17 protein-coding genes and 1 pseudogene are annotated in these 17,962 nt (G+C 61.5%); 11 read left to right on the top strand and 7 right to left on the bottom strand.

The genetic code is table 11. The annotated features are described in order from the left end of the window. Positions 1-9 precede the first annotated feature (9 nt). Positions 10-1,008 carry a deoxyribose-phosphate aldolase gene (gene deoC, locus ACR3E4_RS10165; RefSeq protein WP_480535856.1) on the bottom strand — a complete coding sequence of 333 codons (999 nt, stop codon included), beginning with the start codon at positions 1,006-1,008 and terminating at the stop codon, positions 10-12. A 202-nt stretch (positions 1,009-1,210) separates the two neighbouring features. On the opposite strand from deoC, the gene ACR3E4_RS10170 reads away from it, so the two are divergent. The 6 genes from ACR3E4_RS10170 (at position 1,211) to ACR3E4_RS10195 (ending at position 8,531) form a co-directional block, all read left to right on the top strand. Then, entirely contained in the window at positions 1,211-2,164 is a 954-nt protein-coding gene (locus tag ACR3E4_RS10170) for a metal ABC transporter solute-binding protein, Zn/Mn family (protein WP_480535857.1), read from the top strand. Between the two features lie 3 nt (positions 2,165-2,167). After that, a complete protein-coding gene (locus tag ACR3E4_RS10175; RefSeq protein ID WP_480535858.1) occupies positions 2,168-2,971 on the top strand; it encodes a metal ABC transporter ATP-binding protein in 804 nt (267 codons plus the stop codon). Between the two features lie 3 nt (positions 2,972-2,974). After that, positions 2,975-4,180 carry a metal ABC transporter permease gene (locus tag ACR3E4_RS10180; protein ID WP_480535860.1) on the top strand — a complete coding sequence of 402 codons (1,206 nt, stop codon included), beginning with the start codon at positions 2,975-2,977 and terminating at the stop codon, positions 4,178-4,180. Next, entirely contained in the window at positions 4,177-5,106 is a 930-nt protein-coding gene (locus ACR3E4_RS10185) for a metal ABC transporter permease (RefSeq protein WP_480535861.1), read from the top strand. The genes ACR3E4_RS10180 and ACR3E4_RS10185 overlap by 4 nt, the downstream gene beginning before the upstream one ends. A 283-nt stretch (positions 5,107-5,389) precedes the next feature. Further along, positions 5,390-7,249: a DNA mismatch repair endonuclease MutL gene (gene mutL / locus ACR3E4_RS10190; protein ID WP_480535862.1), complete on the top strand. Its 1,860-nt coding sequence runs from the start codon at positions 5,390-5,392 to the stop codon at positions 7,247-7,249. A 52-nt stretch (positions 7,250-7,301) separates the two neighbouring features. Continuing rightward, positions 7,302-8,531, top strand: coding sequence for a DNA recombination protein RmuC (locus ACR3E4_RS10195; RefSeq protein ID WP_480535864.1), 1,230 nt, complete (start codon positions 7,302-7,304; stop codon positions 8,529-8,531). Positions 8,532-8,537: 6 nt separating this feature from the next. On the opposite strand, the gene ACR3E4_RS10200 is transcribed toward ACR3E4_RS10195, so the two are convergent. Then, entirely contained in the window at positions 8,538-9,188 is a 651-nt protein-coding gene (locus ACR3E4_RS10200) for a ChrR family anti-sigma-E factor (RefSeq protein WP_480535865.1), read from the bottom strand. Between the two features lie 10 nt (positions 9,189-9,198). Next, positions 9,199-9,855: a sigma-70 family RNA polymerase sigma factor gene (locus ACR3E4_RS10205; protein ID WP_480535866.1), complete on the bottom strand. Its 657-nt coding sequence runs from the start codon at positions 9,853-9,855 to the stop codon at positions 9,199-9,201. A 145-nt stretch (positions 9,856-10,000) separates the two neighbouring features. Here ACR3E4_RS10205 and ACR3E4_RS10210 point away from each other — a divergent pair, with 145 nt between their 5' ends. Next, entirely contained in the window at positions 10,001-10,774 is a 774-nt protein-coding gene (locus ACR3E4_RS10210; protein ID WP_480535878.1) for a DUF1365 domain-containing protein, read from the top strand. A gap of 86 nt (positions 10,775-10,860) precedes the next feature. Continuing rightward, positions 10,861-11,178: a DUF3775 domain-containing protein gene (locus ACR3E4_RS10215; RefSeq protein ID WP_480535868.1), complete on the top strand. Its 318-nt coding sequence runs from the start codon at positions 10,861-10,863 to the stop codon at positions 11,176-11,178. Between the two features lie 87 nt (positions 11,179-11,265). On the opposite strand, the gene ACR3E4_RS10220 is transcribed toward ACR3E4_RS10215, so the two are convergent. Genes ACR3E4_RS10220 through ACR3E4_RS10235 form a run of 4 tightly spaced genes read right to left on the bottom strand, consistent with a single transcriptional unit; the run spans position 11,266 to position 14,757 of the window. Continuing rightward, positions 11,266-12,408, bottom strand: coding sequence for a saccharopine dehydrogenase family protein (locus ACR3E4_RS10220; RefSeq protein WP_480535870.1), 1,143 nt, complete (start codon positions 12,406-12,408; stop codon positions 11,266-11,268). A 3-nt stretch (positions 12,409-12,411) separates the two neighbouring features. After that, a complete protein-coding gene (locus tag ACR3E4_RS10225; protein WP_480535872.1) occupies positions 12,412-13,467 on the bottom strand; it encodes a saccharopine dehydrogenase in 1,056 nt (351 codons plus the stop codon). A 14-nt stretch (positions 13,468-13,481) separates the two neighbouring features. Next, positions 13,482-14,096, bottom strand: a complete 615-nt coding sequence (locus ACR3E4_RS10230; protein ID WP_480535874.1) for a glutathione S-transferase family protein — start codon at positions 14,094-14,096, stop codon at positions 13,482-13,484. Positions 14,097-14,106: 10 nt separating this feature from the next. Further along, positions 14,107-14,757, bottom strand: a complete 651-nt coding sequence (locus tag ACR3E4_RS10235) for a histidine phosphatase family protein (RefSeq protein ID WP_480535875.1) — start codon at positions 14,755-14,757, stop codon at positions 14,107-14,109. Between the two features lie 135 nt (positions 14,758-14,892). Here ACR3E4_RS10235 and ACR3E4_RS10240 point away from each other — a divergent pair, with 135 nt between their 5' ends. From ACR3E4_RS10240 to gcvH, 3 genes and pseudogenes are all read left to right on the top strand, one after another. Beyond that, the gene (locus ACR3E4_RS10240; RefSeq protein ID WP_480535877.1) at positions 14,893-16,089 is read left to right on the top strand and encodes a Zn-dependent hydrolase; all 1,197 of its coding nucleotides are present in this window, start codon (positions 14,893-14,895) and stop codon (positions 16,087-16,089) included. 287 nt (positions 16,090-16,376) lie between these two features. Next, positions 16,377-17,474, top strand: coding sequence for a glycine cleavage system aminomethyltransferase GcvT (gene gcvT, locus ACR3E4_RS10245; protein WP_480567078.1), 1,098 nt, complete (start codon positions 16,377-16,379; stop codon positions 17,472-17,474). Between the two features lie 18 nt (positions 17,475-17,492). Continuing rightward, positions 17,493-17,857, top strand: a pseudogene (gene gcvH, locus ACR3E4_RS10250) (glycine cleavage system protein GcvH). The last annotated feature ends 105 nt before the right edge of the window (positions 17,858-17,962 follow it).

Below are 17,962 nucleotides of genomic sequence, written 5' to 3' on the forward strand. Positions count from 1 at the left end.
TGAAACTATTCAGCCCAAGGAGTGACGGTAGCCAGCCGAGTAAGACCCGGTGACATAGTGTTCCAACTGCCGCTCGATATCGCCCAGCAGCGACGACGCACCAAAGCGGAACAGGTCGGGTTCCAGCCAGCGGTCGCCCAGTTCGTCCTTGATCAGCGACAGGTAGACCAGCGCGTCCTTGGCCTTGGAAATCCCGCCCGCAGGCTTGTACCCAACGCGATAGCCGGTGCGGTCGTAATAATCCCGGATCGCGCGGATCATCACCAATGAGACGGGCAGAGTGGCGTTGACGCTTTCTTTCCCTGTCGAGGTCTTGATGAAATCCGCCCCCGCCATCATGCACACCAGCGAGGCGCGGGCGACGTTGCGCAGGCTGCCCAGCTCTCCGGTCGCCAGAATGGCCTTCACATGCGCATCACCGCAGGCGACGCGGAACGCCTTCATCTCGTCATACAACGCCTGCCAGTCGCCCGACAGCGCGTGACGGCGCGAGATGACGATGTCGATCTCCTCGGCCCCGGCCTTCACGCTTTCCTCGATCTCGGCCACACGCAAGTGGAACGGAGACAGCCCGGCAGGGAAACCAGTGGAGACCGCGGCAACCGGAATACCGGTGCCGGTCAACGCCTCAACAGCGGTTTCGATCATGTCGTGATAGACGCAGACCGCCCCGGTGGTGATCGCGGGCATATCCAGTGCCTGCAGGGTTGCGGGCGACACCGGCTGGCGCGCCTTGGCGCACAGACGGCGCACGCGGCCCACCGTGTCGTCGCCCGACAGGGTGGTCAGGTCGATCATGGTGATCGCCTTCAGCAGCCATGCGGCCTGATACTCCTTCTTCACCGACCGCCGCCCGGGCAGGGTCGCGGCGCGGCGTTCGATGGCCGAAGTGTTGGCCTGCACCGCGCGTACCCAATCCAGATCCAGATCCATCCCCGGATTCCGGGGCTCGGTCACTTGCGGCAGATGCGCGGTGCGCACGGGGCTTTCTGAGCTCTGCGTATCCATCTTCACGTCCTTTGGGAAGTTTGCGTCAAAATCGCACGGCACGCAGCCGAATGGAAGGCATGAGGGGCAAAGGATCGTCAATTTTTTGACCAAATGGAAAAATAAATCAAGTTTTGTTGAGAATAATTCTCAATAGCATTGACTAAGTTGCGAATGGTTCTCATATTCAATCGCAACAGGAAGCCTAATGTGAGGTCTGAACATGATTCGCCGCAGTTTTCTTGCTGCACTGGCTGTTGCCGCCTCGGTGCCGTTTGCCGCATGGGCAGAGGCGCCGCTGAAAGTGGTCGCCACCACCGGCATGATAGCGGACGCCGCGCGTCAGGTCGGCGGTGATCAGGTCGAGGTGAAGGGCCTGATGGGCCCGGGTGTCGACCCGCATGCCTATCGCCAGACCCGTACCGATATCGTGGCTATGACCCGCGCTGATGTCGTGCTGTGGCACGGGCTGTACCTTGAGGCCCAGATGGAAGAGTTCTTTCACGGGCTGGAGCGTAAGCGCACTGTGATCGCCGTGGCAGATGGTGTCGACAAGGCCAAGCTGCGGGCCCACGATGACTATGCCGACAAATACGACCCGCATCTGTGGATGAACCCGGTCTTGTGGCGCGATGTGGTGGTCGAGGTGCAAAAGGCACTGACCGAGGCGCGCCCCGAAGCCGCCGACCTGTTTGCCGCCAACACGCAGGCGTTTCTGGCCGAGATCGACCAGTTGGACGCGTATGGCAAGCAGATGCTGGCTGCCGTTCCGAAAAACAACCGCGTGCTGGTGACCGCGCATGATGCCTTTGGTTATTTCGGCGTCGAATATGGCTATGAAGTGCTGGGCATTCAGGGCATCTCGACCCAGTCCGAGGCAGGTTTGAACCGGATTGGTGAGATGGTCGATACATTGGTCGATCGCCAGCTGACCGCTGTTTTCGTCGAAAGCTCGGTCTCGGATCGCTCGATGCGCGCATTGATCGAAGGGGCGGCTGCCAGGGGGCATGAGGTCTCTGTCGGGGGCGAGCTGTTTTCTGATGCCATGGGCGAGCCTGGCACATACGAGGGCACCTATATCGGGATGCTGGATCACAACATCACTGTGATTGCCGGCGCATTGGGCGCAGATGTGCCCGCGCGTGGGCTGAACGGTAGATTGTCGGCAGGATTTTAAACCATGTTGGAACTTGCAGCAGTTCAGGGCGTCGCAATCGAAGAGCAGGGCGTTGAAACCAGCCCGCTGGCCGTTCGTGGCCTGACGGTCTCATACGGTCAGAAACCTGCCGTGTTCTCGGTGGATATGACCGTTCAAAGCGGCGCCATGACCGCCATCATCGGTCCGAACGGGGCCGGGAAATCCACCCTTCTGAAAGCGGCCCTTGGGATCGTGACGCCGCTGTCAGGCAGGGTGACCGTTTTCGGGGAACCGCTGGAGTCGCAACGGGCGCGGATCGCCTATGTGCCGCAGCGCGCAAGCGTCGATTGGGACTTTCCCACCCGAGTGATCGATGTGGTCCTGATGGGCCTGTCGCGGCAACTGGGCTTGCTGGGCCGTGTGCGTATGCGCCACAAGTCGGCGGCGATGGATTGTCTGAACCGGGTGGGGATGCGCGATTTTGCCGACCGCCAGATTGGTCAGTTGTCGGGCGGTCAGCAGCAGCGGGTGTTTCTGGCCCGGGCGCTGGCGCACGATGCGGATTTGTATCTGCTGGACGAACCCTTTGCCGGGGTCGATGCCGCGACGGAAAAGGCCATCATCGCGGTGCTGAAATCGCTGAAAGAGGCCGGCAAGACGGTCGTCGTCGTGCATCACGATCTGGCCACGGTCACCGACTATTTCGACCATGTGTTCCTGATCAACACCCGCAAGGTCGCCGAAGGCCCGGTCGCCGAAGCCTTCACCGCCGAGACCCTGCAATCCGCTTACGGAGGCCGTCTGGCCACTGCGCAAATCGACCAGATCTCGCGCGCGCTGGGGTAAAACATGCTTTGGGATGCTCTGACCCTTCAGCTTGGCTATAACGCCACGCTGGTCGCTATTGGTGCGAGCCTGCTGGGTATTTCGGCAGGTGTAACCGGTACTTTCCTGTTCCTGCGTAAACGCGCACTGGTCAGCGATGCGATCAGCCACGCGACGTTGCCCGGTGTTTGCCTGGCGTTCATGGTGCTTGTCGCCTTGGGCGGTGACGGGCGAAACCTGATCGGCCTGTTGGCGGGCTCGGCCCTGTCGGCCTGGGTTGGCCTTTTGTGCATGAATTGGCTGACGCGCCATACTCGGCTGGCCGAAGATGCGGCCATCGGTGCCGTTCTTTCGGTGTTCTTTGGTTTCGGTATTGTTCTGCTGACCGTCATTCAGACCATGAGTGTGGGTCGACAGGCCGGGCTTGAAGGGTTCCTGCTGGGCTCGACCGCCGGAATGCTCTGGGCGGATGCTCTGATCATCGCGATCGGAGGCGCTGCGACGCTGGTTCTGGTGATGATCATCAGACGTCCGATGATGATGGTGGCATTTGACCCGGAATATGCCGCGGCGCGCGGATTGCCAGTTTCCCGGATCGATCTTGCAATGATGGGGCTGGTGATGGCAGTGACCGTTGTTGGCCTGAAAATTGTCGGTCTGATCCTGATCGTAGCCCTGCTGATCATCCCGCCGGTAACCGCACGGTTCTGGTCAGACCGGTCGGACCGCGTGGTCTTGCTGGCGGGGCTGGCCGGAGGGTTGTCTGGCTATCTCGGCGCCGCTCTGTCGGCGTCAGCACCGAACCTGCCGACGGGTCCGATCATCGTACTTGTCAGCTTTGGTTTCTTCGCCTTGTCCCTGCTGCTGGCGCCGGTGCGTGGCGTGTTGGCGGCCATCCTGCGCCACTTGCGATTTCAACGCCGGGTTCATATCCGGCAAGGCCTGCTGGCATTGGCGCAAGGGCAGAAGATATATGAACCCTTGACGCTCCGCCTGCTGCGCCGGGCCGGGATCGTGCGCGCCGATGGTGTGGCGACCGAGGAAGGCAAGGCGCGCGCCGCCAAGGCCCTGCGCGACGAAAAACGATGGGAACTGGTCCGTGCCGATCAGGCGCATGAGGCGACAGCCGCGCTCTATGACGGGTTGCGCGACATCGAAACGGTTCTGACCCGCGACCAAATCGCTGAAATCGACCGCCGCATCGGCGGCCCACAAGGGGTGCCCTCATGAGTGGTGAAGAATTTGTCCCTCTGTCGCTGACACCCCTGTTGATCGGGACCTTTGCAGCAATTGCCTGCGCGCTGCCCGGGAACTTTCTGGTGCTGCGCAAACAGGCGCTGATCGGGGATGCGATCAGCCATGTGGTGCTGCCTGGCATCGTGGTGGCCTTCCTGCTGACCGGGGCCATTTCGACCTGGCCGATGATGCTGGGCGCCGCTGGCGCCGCCATCGTTGCCGTCGTGATGATCGAGGCCGTCCGTCGGCTGGGCCAGATAGAACCCGGTGCCGCGATGGGGGTCGTCTTTACTACCATGTTCGCGGGCGGCGTTCTGCTGCTGGAACAGACCGATACCTCAACCGTCCATCTGGACGTGGAACATGCGTTGTATGGCAATCTGGAAAGCCTGATCTGGCTGGATGCCACCGGCTGGTCGTCGCTGCTGGACCCGGTGGCGCTGGCAGGTCTGCCGCATGAGCTTCCGCGTATCGCATTGGCGCTGGTCGGGGTGATCCTGTTCACCTGGCTGCTCTGGCGTCCGCTGAAGATTTCCACCTTTGACGAAGGTTTTGCCCGCACCATCGGTATCCGGACGGGTGCGTTGGGATTGGCTCTGGTCATCACCGCTGCGATTGCAGCTGTGGCCGCCTTTGACGCGGTTGGTTCAATCATCGTGATCGCAATGTTCATCTGTCCGCCCGCTGCGGCGCGGATGATGACCAACCGGCTGGAAACCCAGATCGCGTGGAGCGTAGGGTTTGCTGCCCTTTCTGCTATCGCAGGCTATGTGCTGGCCGGGTACGGGCCGCTTTGGCTGGGGGCTGCGGATGCGGTCAGTGCGGCAGGCATGATCGCAACGGTTTCGGGTTTGATTCTGGCGCTGACGGCAGTGTTTGGACCATGCCGAACCCGCGCTGGCGCGCCGAGCACTGCTTGACTTGGCATGTTCGCGCCTGAGAATCCCCTGCGAGATCGGCGCATAATTGCCAAATGGAAACAATTGCGCAGTATTAACGAGATTTATTCCGAATCTGATGATACTTGACCTTTAAGTGTTAATTGGATGACCACCACTCACTTCGGTTTGTCCGGCCAGCTTTGACCAATGTCGCTACCCCCTTGTCGGCGCGGTCAAACTGGTCGGACACCTTATTTTCAGCCCTCTGAATTTTCGTCAAACCGGTGGCAGAATCGCGCGCATATATGCTAGGTCTAGCGGTATGGCGCAAACGAACCCCAATATCAGCGAAACCCGACCGGTGATCCGGCAGCTTGACGATGCCGCTATCAACCGGATCGCAGCAGGTGAAGTGGTGGAACGTCCGGCCTCGGCGGTGAAGGAACTGGTCGAGAACGCAATTGATGCCGGAGCCAGCCGCATCGCAATCGATATCGCAGATGGGGGCAAGACGCTGATTCGCGTCACGGATGATGGCTGCGGGATCGCGGCGCAGGATTTGCCCTTGGCGTTGTCCCGCCATGCGACATCGAAGATCGACGGTTCGGACTTGCTGAACATCCACACTTTCGGCTTCCGGGGCGAGGCGCTGCCGTCACTGGGTGCGGTGGGTCGCTTGACCATCACCAGCCGCGTTCCGGGGGGCGATGCGGCGCAGGTGCATGTAGCGGGGGGCAGGATGGAGGCGGTGAAACCCGCCGCCTTGCGTGCGGGCACGGTGGTTGAGCTGCGCGATCTGTTCTACGCCACGCCTGCGCGGTTGAAATTCATGCGCACCGACCGGGCCGAGGCGCAGGCGATCACCGATACGGTCAAACGTCTGGCCATGGCTGAACCGGCGATTACCCTTACCCTGCGCGATGTCTCAGGCGGGGGTGAGGGGCGCGTGACGTTCCGCGCCGACCGCGAGAACGGGGATCTGTTCGACGCGTTGCACGCCCGTCTGGCCCGCGTGATCGGGCGCGAGTTTGCCGAAAACGCCCTGCGGATCGACGCCGCGCGTGAGGGCATTCGTCTTTATGGCTATGCCGCCCTTCCGACCTATTCGCGCGGTGCGGCCGTGGCGCAATATCTGTTCGTCAATGGGCGCCCGGTGCGGGACAAGATGCTGACGGGGGCCCTGCGTGCGGCCTATTTCGATTTCCTCAGCCGCGACCGCCATCCGGCAGCAGCGCTGTTCATCGATTGCGATCCAACGCTGGTGGACGTGAACGTCCACCCCGCCAAATCCGAGGTTCGCTTTCGTGACCCGGGTGTGGCGCGCGGTCTGATCGTCTCGGCCCTGCGGCACGCGCTGGCCGAAGCCGGGCATCGGGCGGCGACCACCGTTGCCAATGCAACATTGGGTGCGATGCGGCCTGAACCGGCGCAACCGGCCCCTGCGCGGGTCTATCAGATGGGCAGGCCCTCGCCTGCGGCGCGTCAGGCCGCCTACCGGGCACAGGCGCCGGGCTTTGCAGAGCTGTCGCGGGATTATAGCGGCAGCGTTGTCGAGCCTGCTCCGGTCGCTCCGATCGCTGACGAAGACCCCGCACCACAGGACCTGCCCTTGGGTGCCGCGCGTGGGCAGGTGCATGAGAATTACATCATCGCCCAGACTGCCGATGGCATGGTGATCGTCGATCAACACGCAGCGCATGAGCGGCTGGTTTACGAAAAGCTGAAAACCCAGATGGCCGAGACCGGAATTGCCGCCCAGGCCCTGCTGATCCCCGAAATTGTCGAATTGTCCGAGGGCGATTGCACGCGGCTGATGGCGGTTGCGGATGAGCTGACGCGCTTTGGCCTGACCATCGAACCCTTCGGTGGAAGTGCCATCGCCGTGCGCGAAACCCCCGCCATTCTGGGCGAGGTCGACGCTCGCGCAATGATTCTGGATATCCTCGACGAGCTGGCTGATCAGGGCGAAAGCCAGATGGTGCAGGCCCGGATCGAGGCGATCCTGAGCCGGGTGGCCTGCCATGGCTCGGTCCGTTCGGGCCGCCGGATGCGGGCCGAAGAGATGAACGCCCTGCTGCGCGAGATGGAGGCGACACCCCATTCCGGTCAGTGCAACCACGGTCGGCCGACTTACGTGGAGCTGAAGCTGAGCGATATCGAACGCCTGTTTGGGCGCAGTTGATCCTGCGGCCCGGCTGGGCTAGAAAGAATAAAACAAGAACATCCGAGGCGACATGATCGAGATTGCAGGTACCCAATACGCGCTGAACGACCCCCTGATCCTGACTGTAGGCGGGGTGGTGGCGCTGATCCTGTTGCTGCTGTTCCTGTCGCTGCGCGCGGCCAACCGATCCGCCCGGATGGCGGAACCGCTGGCGCGGCAGATGGCGCATCTGGGCCAGCATGTGCAGCAATTGGGACAGGGGCAAGAGCAGTTGCGCGGTGGTTTGCAACATGTCTCGGACACGCAGGCCAATGCGCAGGTTCAGGTGATCCAGACGGTCGAATCCCGCCTGTCCTCGGTTCAGCAGCAGATGAATGACCGGCTGGCCGACAACGCGATGAAATCAGCGCGCGCGCTGGCCGAGATGCAAGAGCGGATGAAGGAAACGCTGCATGGGTCGTCCAAGCAGACCGCGACCTCTCTGACCCAATTGCAGGAGCGTCTGGCCGCCATCGACAAGGCGCAGGATAATATCACCAAACTGTCCGGCGATGTACTGTCGTTGCAGGACATTCTGTCGAACAAGCAAACGCGCGGCGCCTTTGGTGAGATCCAACTGAATGATATCGTCTCCAAGGCGTTGCCATCGGACAGTTTCCGGCTGCAGGCGACCCTGTCGAACGGGCGGCGGGCGGATTGTCTGATCAATCTGCCGAACCCTCCGGGGCCGATTGTGATCGACAGCAAGTTTCCGTTAGAGGCCTATGAGGCGCTGATCGGCTCAACCAATGATGCCGAGTTCAAGGCCGCCGTTCAGATGTTCCGCAGCACGGTGCGCAAGCATATCAACGACATTGCCGAGAAATACATTCTCGATGGTGAAACCGCCGATGGGGCGTTGATGTTCCTGCCGTCCGAGGCGGTCTATGCCGAGTTGCACGCCAAGTTCCCCGAACTGGTGCAGGAGAGTTTTTCCAAACGTGTCTGGATCGTCTCACCCACCACCTGCATGGCGACGCTGAACACGATGCGCGCGATCCTGAAGGATGCGCGGATGCGGGAACAGGCGGGGGCGATCCGCAAGGAACTGGGAATGCTGCACAAGGATGTCGAACGTCTGGGCGACCGTGTCTCGAACCTTGACCGTCATTTCGGGCAGGCGGCCAAGGATATCTCGGACATCAAGATCAGCGCCGAGAAAGCCGGGCGTCGGGCGCAGCGTCTGGACAATTTCGACTTTGAGGAACTGGCCCCCGATGACCACAGCAACGTGGTGCCGCTGGGCCAGTCCGAAGGCTAGGCCGGGTCAGATTCTCAGGAAGGGCTGGAACAGGCGCGGCATCAGCTTGCTGAACTTCAACGGCGCATCCGTAACCGCCAGACAGATACAATCTTCTGACATATCCGCTGTCGGAGTGTGATGCAGGTCTTCATCCGCAATCTCGACATCGCCGCGGGCAAAACGGTCAACCTCATCCGAGAAGGCGCCTTGCAGCACCATGGTCAGCTCGGTCCCGTGGTGACTGTGATCCGGCACCGCCACACCGGCGGGAATGAACAGCAGTCGGGCGGTCGCCTCGCGCGTCGTGGGCAGGATGGCCTGCTTGACGCCCATGCCGATGGGTTTCCATTTGATTGCGTTGACATCGCCGCCGACATAATCCTGAAGCGGGGTCGGCAGAACCGGGCATTTCGGCTGTGACGGCTTCGGTGTCGGGGCACCCTGTGCAATCAGAGCCATCGTCGCGGCCAGTGCGTCACTTCTCATTTGAGCCGGGGCAGTCTGATCGTCCAGAACGCAACCGCCAACGGCGTCAAAGCTTTCGGCCCGCGCGCGGCAATGGTCGCAGAGCGACAGATGCGTGGCGACCATAAGATCGAACGCTTCGGGCAACGTACCCGCGGCATAGGCCATAAGCAGATCGTCGGTCAGGTGATGTTTGATCTTGTGTTCCATCGTCTTCATCTCAGTTCATCGCGTGGCGCAAGCGGTCCAGCGCCAGCCGTATCCGTGATTTGATCGTGCCCAAAGGCAACCCGGTCTGAGATGCGATTTCTCGATGGCTCAGATCACCGAAGTAGGCCTTCTCGATCAGCTGTCTCTGCGCCTCAGGCAACGCCGCCATGGCGTCACGCAGCTGCGCGGTTTCCTGTTGCAGCGCCAGAACCTCCTCCTGTTCCGGCTCTGCCTCGGGGCCCCAGCCGAGGTCTTCGGGCTCGGGGCGGCGTTGTTTGCGCAACACGTCGATGCGCTTGTTCCGGGCGATCGTGAACACCCATGTGGCCACGGTCGCGCGGGTGGGATCGAACAGGTGCGCCTTATGCCACAAGGTCGCCATAACCTCTTGCGCGCATTCCTCTGCCATCGCGGCGTCGGCCCCTGATTTCATCAGGAACGCTTTGACCCGTGGCGCGAAGTGTTGAAACAGCTCGGCAAAGGCCGCCTGATCCTGCGCATCCCGGATGCGGGTGACGTGACTCACCCATTCGGTTCTGGTCTCACAACTGCCGTTCACTCGGTTCACCGGTCGACCCCTGATGCGTTTCTTCGCGCGCAAGGGTTTGATGGCAGGGCTATCGCCCACCGGCTCATCCAAGCTCGCGGTATCGATCTCGGTAAACATAACCACATTACGCAGTCAGCCCCAAGACGGATCACTTCGCACGAATATTTTAATCCATTGTGACGCCGGTTTCGTATTATCCATATGAAATGACCTTGGATTTGGGTGCTGTCCGAGCAGCGCAAAGGTCAGATGGATGAGCAGGATGGACCGGATCGACCATATTGCAGGGCATACCTATCACGGGCGAAAGGGCGCGATTGAAAACGCGTTCAGCTATTCCGTGGACTACATTCTGCTTGATCCCGAAATATCCGTTGCGACCCCGCTGCTGTTCTCGTTGAACAGGATCAACGTTACGAACTGGCGCAGCCGCGATCACGGGGGTGAGCCGGGCAACGGTCTCGGCGCGGTGTGGCTGCGCGATCAGTTTGACCAGATGGGTGTTGCACAGCCCGCAGACATTACCTTGCTGACGCAGCCCCGCGTGTTGGGACACGTATTCAACCCTGTCAGCTTCTGGTTCTGTTTCGATACCGAGCAACAGCTTTATGCGGTCGTGGCCGAGGTGACGAACACCTTTGGCACCCGCCACAGCTATCTGTGTCACAACGCCAATTTCGCGCCCATTCAGGCGACGGATCGTATCGTGGCGGACAAGCTGATGCATGTCTCGCCGTTCCAGAAGATCGAAGGGTCTTATACGTTCCGATTTGACTATCGTCCGGACCGGGTTGGCGTCTGGATTGACTATGGCCGAGAGGCCGGTGGCTTGATTGCAACACTGACCGGGCCGCGCGCGCGATTGACCAACGCGACCATCCTGTGGTCACTGCTGCGGCGACCCTTTGGGGCGCGGCGCACCTTTGCCTTGATTGTCTGGCAAGCGTTGAAGCTGAAACTGAAGAAAGCGACGTTCCGACCGTTCCGAACCGCGCCGGTGCCGGACCATCCCATTTCCCGCATTCGCGAGCCCTAAGCCGTGCCGGTTTGTTCAAGATCAAAGACTCGGCCACCCGAGAGTGGTTGTGGTAGTCTGAAACCGCGAACACGAGGAGTTGGGACATGCTGGAAATCTCGGCAAGAAAAATCGCTCAGGTCGCCATGATGGGGCGTGAACTGGACCGGGCAGAAGGCGAGTTGCGTGCGTTTATCGACCGCATGGGCGAGGATGAGCAGGCGGAACTGGTTGCCATCATGTGGATCGGGCGCGAGAGTTTCTTTGCCGAAGATCTGGCCGAGGCTATTGCAACCGCAAAGTCCGAGGCCTCGACCCCTTGCGCCGATTATCTGATCGGCACGCCGCATTTGTCGGATCATCTTGAAAACGGGCTGGATGCGCTGGGTATTTCGGCTGAGGATGTCGAGAACGATCTTATGTAGGCTTTGGCCCAGCAAAGAGTTTTCAAACAGAAAAAGAATGGAATGCGGCAGGCGCCGCGCCGGAATGGATGGCGCGGCGCATAGTGGTCAGGCGGTATGATCCACAACTTGCAGATGCTGCGCCAACCGGTCGATTTCGGCCATCCAAGCCTGAACCAGTTTTGGATCGTTGGGGGCTGCATGAACGCCCGCAGGAATGGCGCGGTTCAGCACCGCTTCGATCGCCAATGAGACGGGGATCGACACCAGCCGTGCCATGGCGGTGCCGCGTTCGTCACCCCAGGCGTCCATGACATAGGTTTTGTGCCAGACCGGCACGCCGTCCTTTTCCGCCTTCAGGCCAACACATAGCACGACGCGGTCAGGTTCACCCTCGTCATAGGCGTTTTCTGCCCAGAACTGGTCGGACATCTCTTTCAGGCGAGCATCGCCCTCCGGGCCGGACAGGGTTTCGATCTCGGTGAACACATCCGACCAGGCATCGGCCCAGCCGTTCAGGCGCAGCGTGCCGCGGACGAATTCCTTGACGGTCCAGTGGTCCTCGAACTGGTATTCCTGCATGAACGGCAGGGAATCCCGGTTAGGATAGACCTCGAAGCTCTCCGGGGCAGGCAGCGGGGCGATATAGCTGCTGATCGCGTCCCATGGGCGGGCGACGTCCAGCGGGGCGTAATCGCGGATCGATTTCGACGGGGAGCGCAGCGCTTTCAGCACACCCAAGGGCGACCAGCTGAACTTGTAGCGGAACGGGTTCGGGTGCTTGGGGATGCCACCGCAATAGGAAATAAAGCTAAGGTGGTTTTGCGCATCGAACGCGTCCGAGGCGCGGTAGTCGGCGACCAGCGCATGCGCCATCAGGTGGTCGATGCCCGGGTCCAGTCCGACCTCGTTGACCAGCGCCACGCCCGCCTCGCGGGCCTTGTCGTCCAGCGCGCGCATCTCGGGCGCGATGTAGGAAGACGAGACGAAGTTCGCCTCTTTCGAAATAGCCAGTTCCGCCAGCGGCACGTGCCAGTCGCCCGGTAGCATCGACACGATCACGTCGCCTTTGCCTAGCACCGCCGCCAGCGCGTCGATGTCGAAGGCGCGGATGTCATCGGTCAGGTCACCGACCTCGGCCTTGGCCTTTTCAACGGTCCGGTTCCAGACGGTGACCTTGTGCCCGCCCTCGATCAGGCGGCGCAGGCCAGGGATGGCCGACAGGCCGGTGCCACACCAGTGAATCGTCATCGCTCAGATCCCTTCGATATGAGTGTTAAAGGTTGCCGCTGCCCGGCCCCAGACACCGGATTCGATGTCGGTCAGGGTCAGCAATGTGGGAAGCAGTTGTGCTGCATAATCCTGCGAGCTTTCGACCGGCAGCATCGACGGCAGGTTGTCGATGGCCATCACATCCATCACCGGGTCGGTGGCCACACGCAGGGCGGGGGCGTCCCATGTGGTGGCGCGGTCATAAACGGGGACCGGGTTGTAATCGCTGTCCGGATCGCAGGCGACGTCGCCGATGGCGGTCAGCTTGCGCGGCGCGGTCAGCGCCGCGTGCGGCACAAAGACCGGGGTGCCGGGGCGGGCGAAGATGCAGTTCAGGAACAGATCGTGATCAAGGATTTCCGGGAAGGGCCCACCGCTGGCGGTTTCGGCCATGTCCCATTTGGTGACGCTGACACCCATCGCCTCGCACAGGTCAGCCGCCCCGGTACCCACACGACCCAAAGCGCCGATGACGATGGCGCTGGGGCGGGTGGCGCCCGTGGCGTCCAGCTCTGCCAGCAGCTCGGCAATCAGGGCGTCCTTGCCCGCATAAACTCCGACGGGCGGGCATTCCTGCCGCCGCTGTTGCGCGGCCCACGTTTTCAACGTGACCGCCGCCCCGGCATAGCCAGCCCAATAGCCAAAGGCGGCAACCCGGCGGCCATCCTCGTCCACCAGATATTCCAGATCGTACAGCGTGCCGCCCCCGGCCTTGAACCGCTGCAACAGCGCCCGGCCCGAGTGCTGGCCCTTATAGGCATGACCGAACATGATGTGGCGGTGGGGCAGAGGCGTGCCGTCCTCAGGCAGTTCCTTGAGGCCAAAGATGATCGCGTCCAGCGGCGCGTCGGGCCAGGAATTTTCAGCCGCGATTTCACAGCCTGCGGCTTTGTAGCCGTCCAGTGGGATGGCGCGGACATGGCTTTCCTCGACCGTCACGCGGATACCGGCGGCGATCAGCGCCGCGGCGCCTTCAGGGGTCAACCCCACCCGTTCCTCGTTGGGGCGTTGTTCGGCCCGGACCCAGAGATGTGTCATGCGTTGTCCTTTTGTCAGAGCATTCCGGCGGCGCGCACCGCCTGAACCGAAGGCCGTGCCTCCATCGCTTCGCGGAAGGCGATGATCTTGGGAAAGACCGAGACATCGACGCCGTCGCCCTCAAGCCAGCTGCAAACCACAAAAAGATAGCAATCGGCAAGGCTGATCCGGTCACCCAATACGAATGGTCCGCGCAGGCCTGCCGTCTCGACATACCTGCACGAGGCGGTCATGGTTTGCGGCATCTTCTCTTTCATGTCCTTCCAGCTGGCCTTCTTGTCCGCCCAGCGAGGGCCGCGCCGTCCATGGGCATGGTTCACATGCATGGTCGAGGCCAGATAGAACATCACTTCGCGCATGCGGGCGGCCATCACCGGATCATCGGGCACCAGCCCGGCCTGCGGGGCCTTGGCCGCGATATATTCCAGCAATGCGCCGGTTTCGGTCAGGATGCCGCCTTCGACCGCCAATGCCGGAACCCGGCCCTTGGGGTTGATCTGCTTGTAGGCAGGCTTGGTCTGCTCTCCTGTGGCAAAGTCCAGCCGGATCGCCTCGTACTCCAGCCCGGCCTCTTCCAGCGCGATGGCAACAGCGACCGAGATGGTGCGGGGGGCGTAATAGAGTTGCATGCGGACCTCCTTACAGATGCGTTTGCGCGAACTGCCGTTCGGGCGCTTCCAGATGCGGAACGGCGTTGAACAGAACCGGGCTCAGTTGCGTGCCAACCGGGCGCAGACGGTGCATCGACGTGTTCATGATGGCAAGGGCCACCCGCGCCATCGACGGAATGTCCAGCCCCATCGCCTGCCGCACCACCATCGAGATCAACCCGCCCGAGGTCACCACGATGGCCGGGCCACCCTCGGTGCCGATGTCGCGCAACGCATCGCGGACGCGGGTTTCGAATTCTTCAAAGGTCTCGGGTGTGTTTTCCAGGTCGCCATTGGCCCAGGCAGTGAAGGTCCGCGGCAGATGGTCGACAAAGCCCTCGCGATCCGTGGGGATGGCTACGCCGTGTTGATCCTGAAACAGTTGGGCGAGGGTGAAATACTCGATCTCGTTCAGCCGTGCGTCGCGCACCGGTGCGGGCAGGCCCATACTGGCGGCGGTTTCCGCGTGCCGGACCAGCGTGCCGCAATAGACGCGCGGATGATGCGCGCGGGTGTCCTGCAAATGCGCGCCCAGCCAGCGCGCCTGCTGATGGCCCAGCTCGCTGAGCTTGTCATAGTTCTTTTCGTCCCGCGCCGCCGTGTTGGCCTGCCCGTGACGTACCAGCGTGATATGCGACATGTCCGTCCTCTTCGCGCCAAGTCTTAGGGCAGGTTCGGGGCCGGGGCCAGAGGGGTTTCCGCGCGTTCTGAAAAATTCCTGCCACGGCGGCGGTTTGCGGCTATGGTCGCCCTGACCATCACGGCGGAGGACCTCATGACTGTCGATCACACACGATTTCTGTCCGACCTGCACAAGCTGCGCGAATTCGGAGCCGCAGGCGTCGGCAAAGGTGTCGTGCGGCCCGCGTATTCGCAGGCTGATATCGCCGCGCGGAAATGGCTGGCCGGACGGATGGCCGAGGCCGGGCTAACGCCGCATTTCGATCCCGTGGGCAATCTGTTTGGCCTGGCCGACGGTCCTTCGCTGCTGATGGGGTCGCATTCCGACAGCCAGCCAGAGGGCGGTTGGCTGGATGGTGCCCTGGGTGTAATCGCCGCGCTGGAAATCGCGCGAGCCAGCGAGCACCCCATCTCGGTCGTCAGCTTTCAGGATGAGGAGGGGCGGTTCGGTGTCACCACCGGTTCGGCGGTCTGGTCGGGCGGATTACCCTTGGACAAAGCGGACGTTCTGACCGACGGAACCGGCGTCAGCTTTGGCGATGCCCGATCCGTGATGGCCGATCTGGCGCAGGGCTTTGTCGACCCCGCCCGGTTCAGCGGCTTCATCGAGATGCATATCGAACAGGGTCCCGCGCTGGATGCGGCGGGCGAACAGATCGGAGTGGTCACCGACATCGTTGGCATCCGCGACATGGTTATGACATTTGAGGGCCAGCAGAACCACGCAGGCACCACGCCCATGCATCTGCGCCGCGATGCGTTTCAGGCGCTGTCCCTGTTCAACGCGCGGCTCAACGACCGGTTCCGCAATGTGGTGACGCCGCAGACTGTCTGGACCATCGGGCGCGTCGATCTGCATCCCAATGCCTCTTCCATCGTGCCCGGACGGGTGCGGTTTTCGATGCAGTGGCGCGATGGCGATGCGGATCGGTTGGTGCGGATGGAGGAAATTATCCGGTCCACCGCGCAAGAAGTGGCGGAACAGCAGGGTATGGCGCTGGACTACGGCCCGATGTTGGGGCTGGAACCTGTTAGCATGGATAAAAGATTGCGTCAGGCTCTGGAGCAGGGCGCCGAGCGGATCGCGTCGGGCAAGTGGCGTAAAATGCCTTCGGGCGCGTTGCATGATGCCACCAACGTCTCTCGCCTGATGCCGGTTGCGATGCTGTTTGTGCCTTCCATCAATGGAATCAGCCATGATTTCGCCGAGGATACAGCCGTGGATGACCTGATCGCCGGCCTGCATGTGCTGGATCAGGCCGTTCGGGCTCTGGGAAGCTCAGGGAAATAAGTCGTGGGGAAAATACAAGTTTTCCAGCGTATTGGCTGACGGTAAAGAGAACAGGCTATCGGTACTTCTCTGAATCCAGACACTGATCTTCAGGGGTCAGAACAACGAGTGTTGCCTAACGGAAAAAAGTTTCCTATAGGAACATTATTGATGCATGCGCCCGTATACAGACCTGCCGCGATCAAGGTGTGCCGCCAAATTCAAAGGCTGAATCGTTGCAAAATACGCAGCTTGGGTCAGACTGACGGACATGCGCTTTGACCATTAGATACGAAAAGGTATCCGCTATGACCGACACACCGAAACGCACGCCTCTCTACGATTTGCATGTTGAGTTGGGTGGAAAGTTGGTTGATTTTGCGGGTTGGGAGATGCCTGTTCAGTATCCTTTGGGGATTATGGGAGAGCATAAGCAGTGCCGTGAGAAGGCGGCGGTGTTTGATGTGAGCCATATGGGTCAGGTGATCCTGCGGGGTGAGAATGTGGGCGAGAAGCTGGAGGCTCTGTGCCCGCAGGCTTATGCGACGCTGAAAGAGGGCAAGGCGCGGTACGGGTTCTTTACCAATGCCGAAGGCGGGATCATGGATGATTTGATCGTGTCGAATGCGGGGGATCATTACTTTGTGGTGGTGAACGCGGCGCTGCGGCATCAGGACATTCCGCATATGCGCGACAACCTCGAAGGCGTCGAGGTGACCGAGATCTTCGACCGCGCGCTTGTGGCGGTTCAGGGGCCTGCGGCGGAAAATGTGGTGGGCGAACTCTGCCCCGCAGCGCGAGATCTGAAGTTCATGGAAACCACCGTTGCCGACATCCTGGGCGTCGAATGCCGCATCTCGCGACTGGGCTATACCGGCGAGGACGGATACGAGATCTCGATCCCCGAGGACAAGGCGATCGAGATCACGAAGGCCTTCCTGGCGCATGAGGATTGCGAACCGGCGGGTCTGGGCGCGCGCGACAGCCTGCGGCTGGAGGCGGGGCTGTGCCTTTATGGCAATGACATCGACCAGAGCACCTCGCCGATTGAGGCCAGCCTCGGCTGGGCCATTCAGAAACGCCGCAAGGAAGAGGGCGGCTTTCCGGGTGCCGAGCGGGTGCAAAAGGAGCTGGCCGAAGGCGCGGCGCGCAAGCTGGTGGGCATCCAGCCCGATGGCCGCGCACCGGCGCGTCAGGGCGTTGAGATCCAGTGCAGCAATGGCAACAGCATTGGCCAGATCACCTCGGGCAGTTTTGGCCCCACGGTCGGCGGCCCGGTGGCGATGGGCTATGTGTCCGCAGGCCATGGCGAGCCGGGCGAGAAGGTCAATCTGATCATCCGGGGCAAGGCGCAACCGGCACAGATCGTGGCGCTGCCCTTCGTCAAACAGAATTACAAGCGTTGAAGTCAGGAGAGTAACACTATGGCAACCTATTATTCCGAAGAGCATGAATGGCTGACCGTCGAAGGCGACATTGCCACGCTGGGCATCACCAAACACGCCGCCGAGCAGCTGGGTGAGGTGGTCTTCGTCGAACAGCAGGAAGCGGGTGACGAGTTCGAGAAGGATGGCGAGATCGGCGTGATCGATCCGTCAAGGCCGCGTCCGAGCTTTATGCCCCGGTCGATGGCGAGATTGTCGAAGTGAACGAAGCGCTGGCCGACAACCCCGGCGCGCTGAACGAAGACCCCGAAGGCGAGGCGTGGATCTACAAGATCAAGATCAGCGATGCCGCGCAGCTCGAAGACCTGATGGACGAGGCCGGCTACAAGGCCTTCATCGGGTAAACGCATCGGCGGATCCCCGTGCGGATCCGTCCCCTTCTTTCACTCGGAGCCGCTGATTTGGGGCTCCGCCCGTTCGGGCCTGAAGCTGTCCACTGGACAGCTTCC

Source organism: Ruegeria sp. AP11 (genome assembly GCF_056535865.1).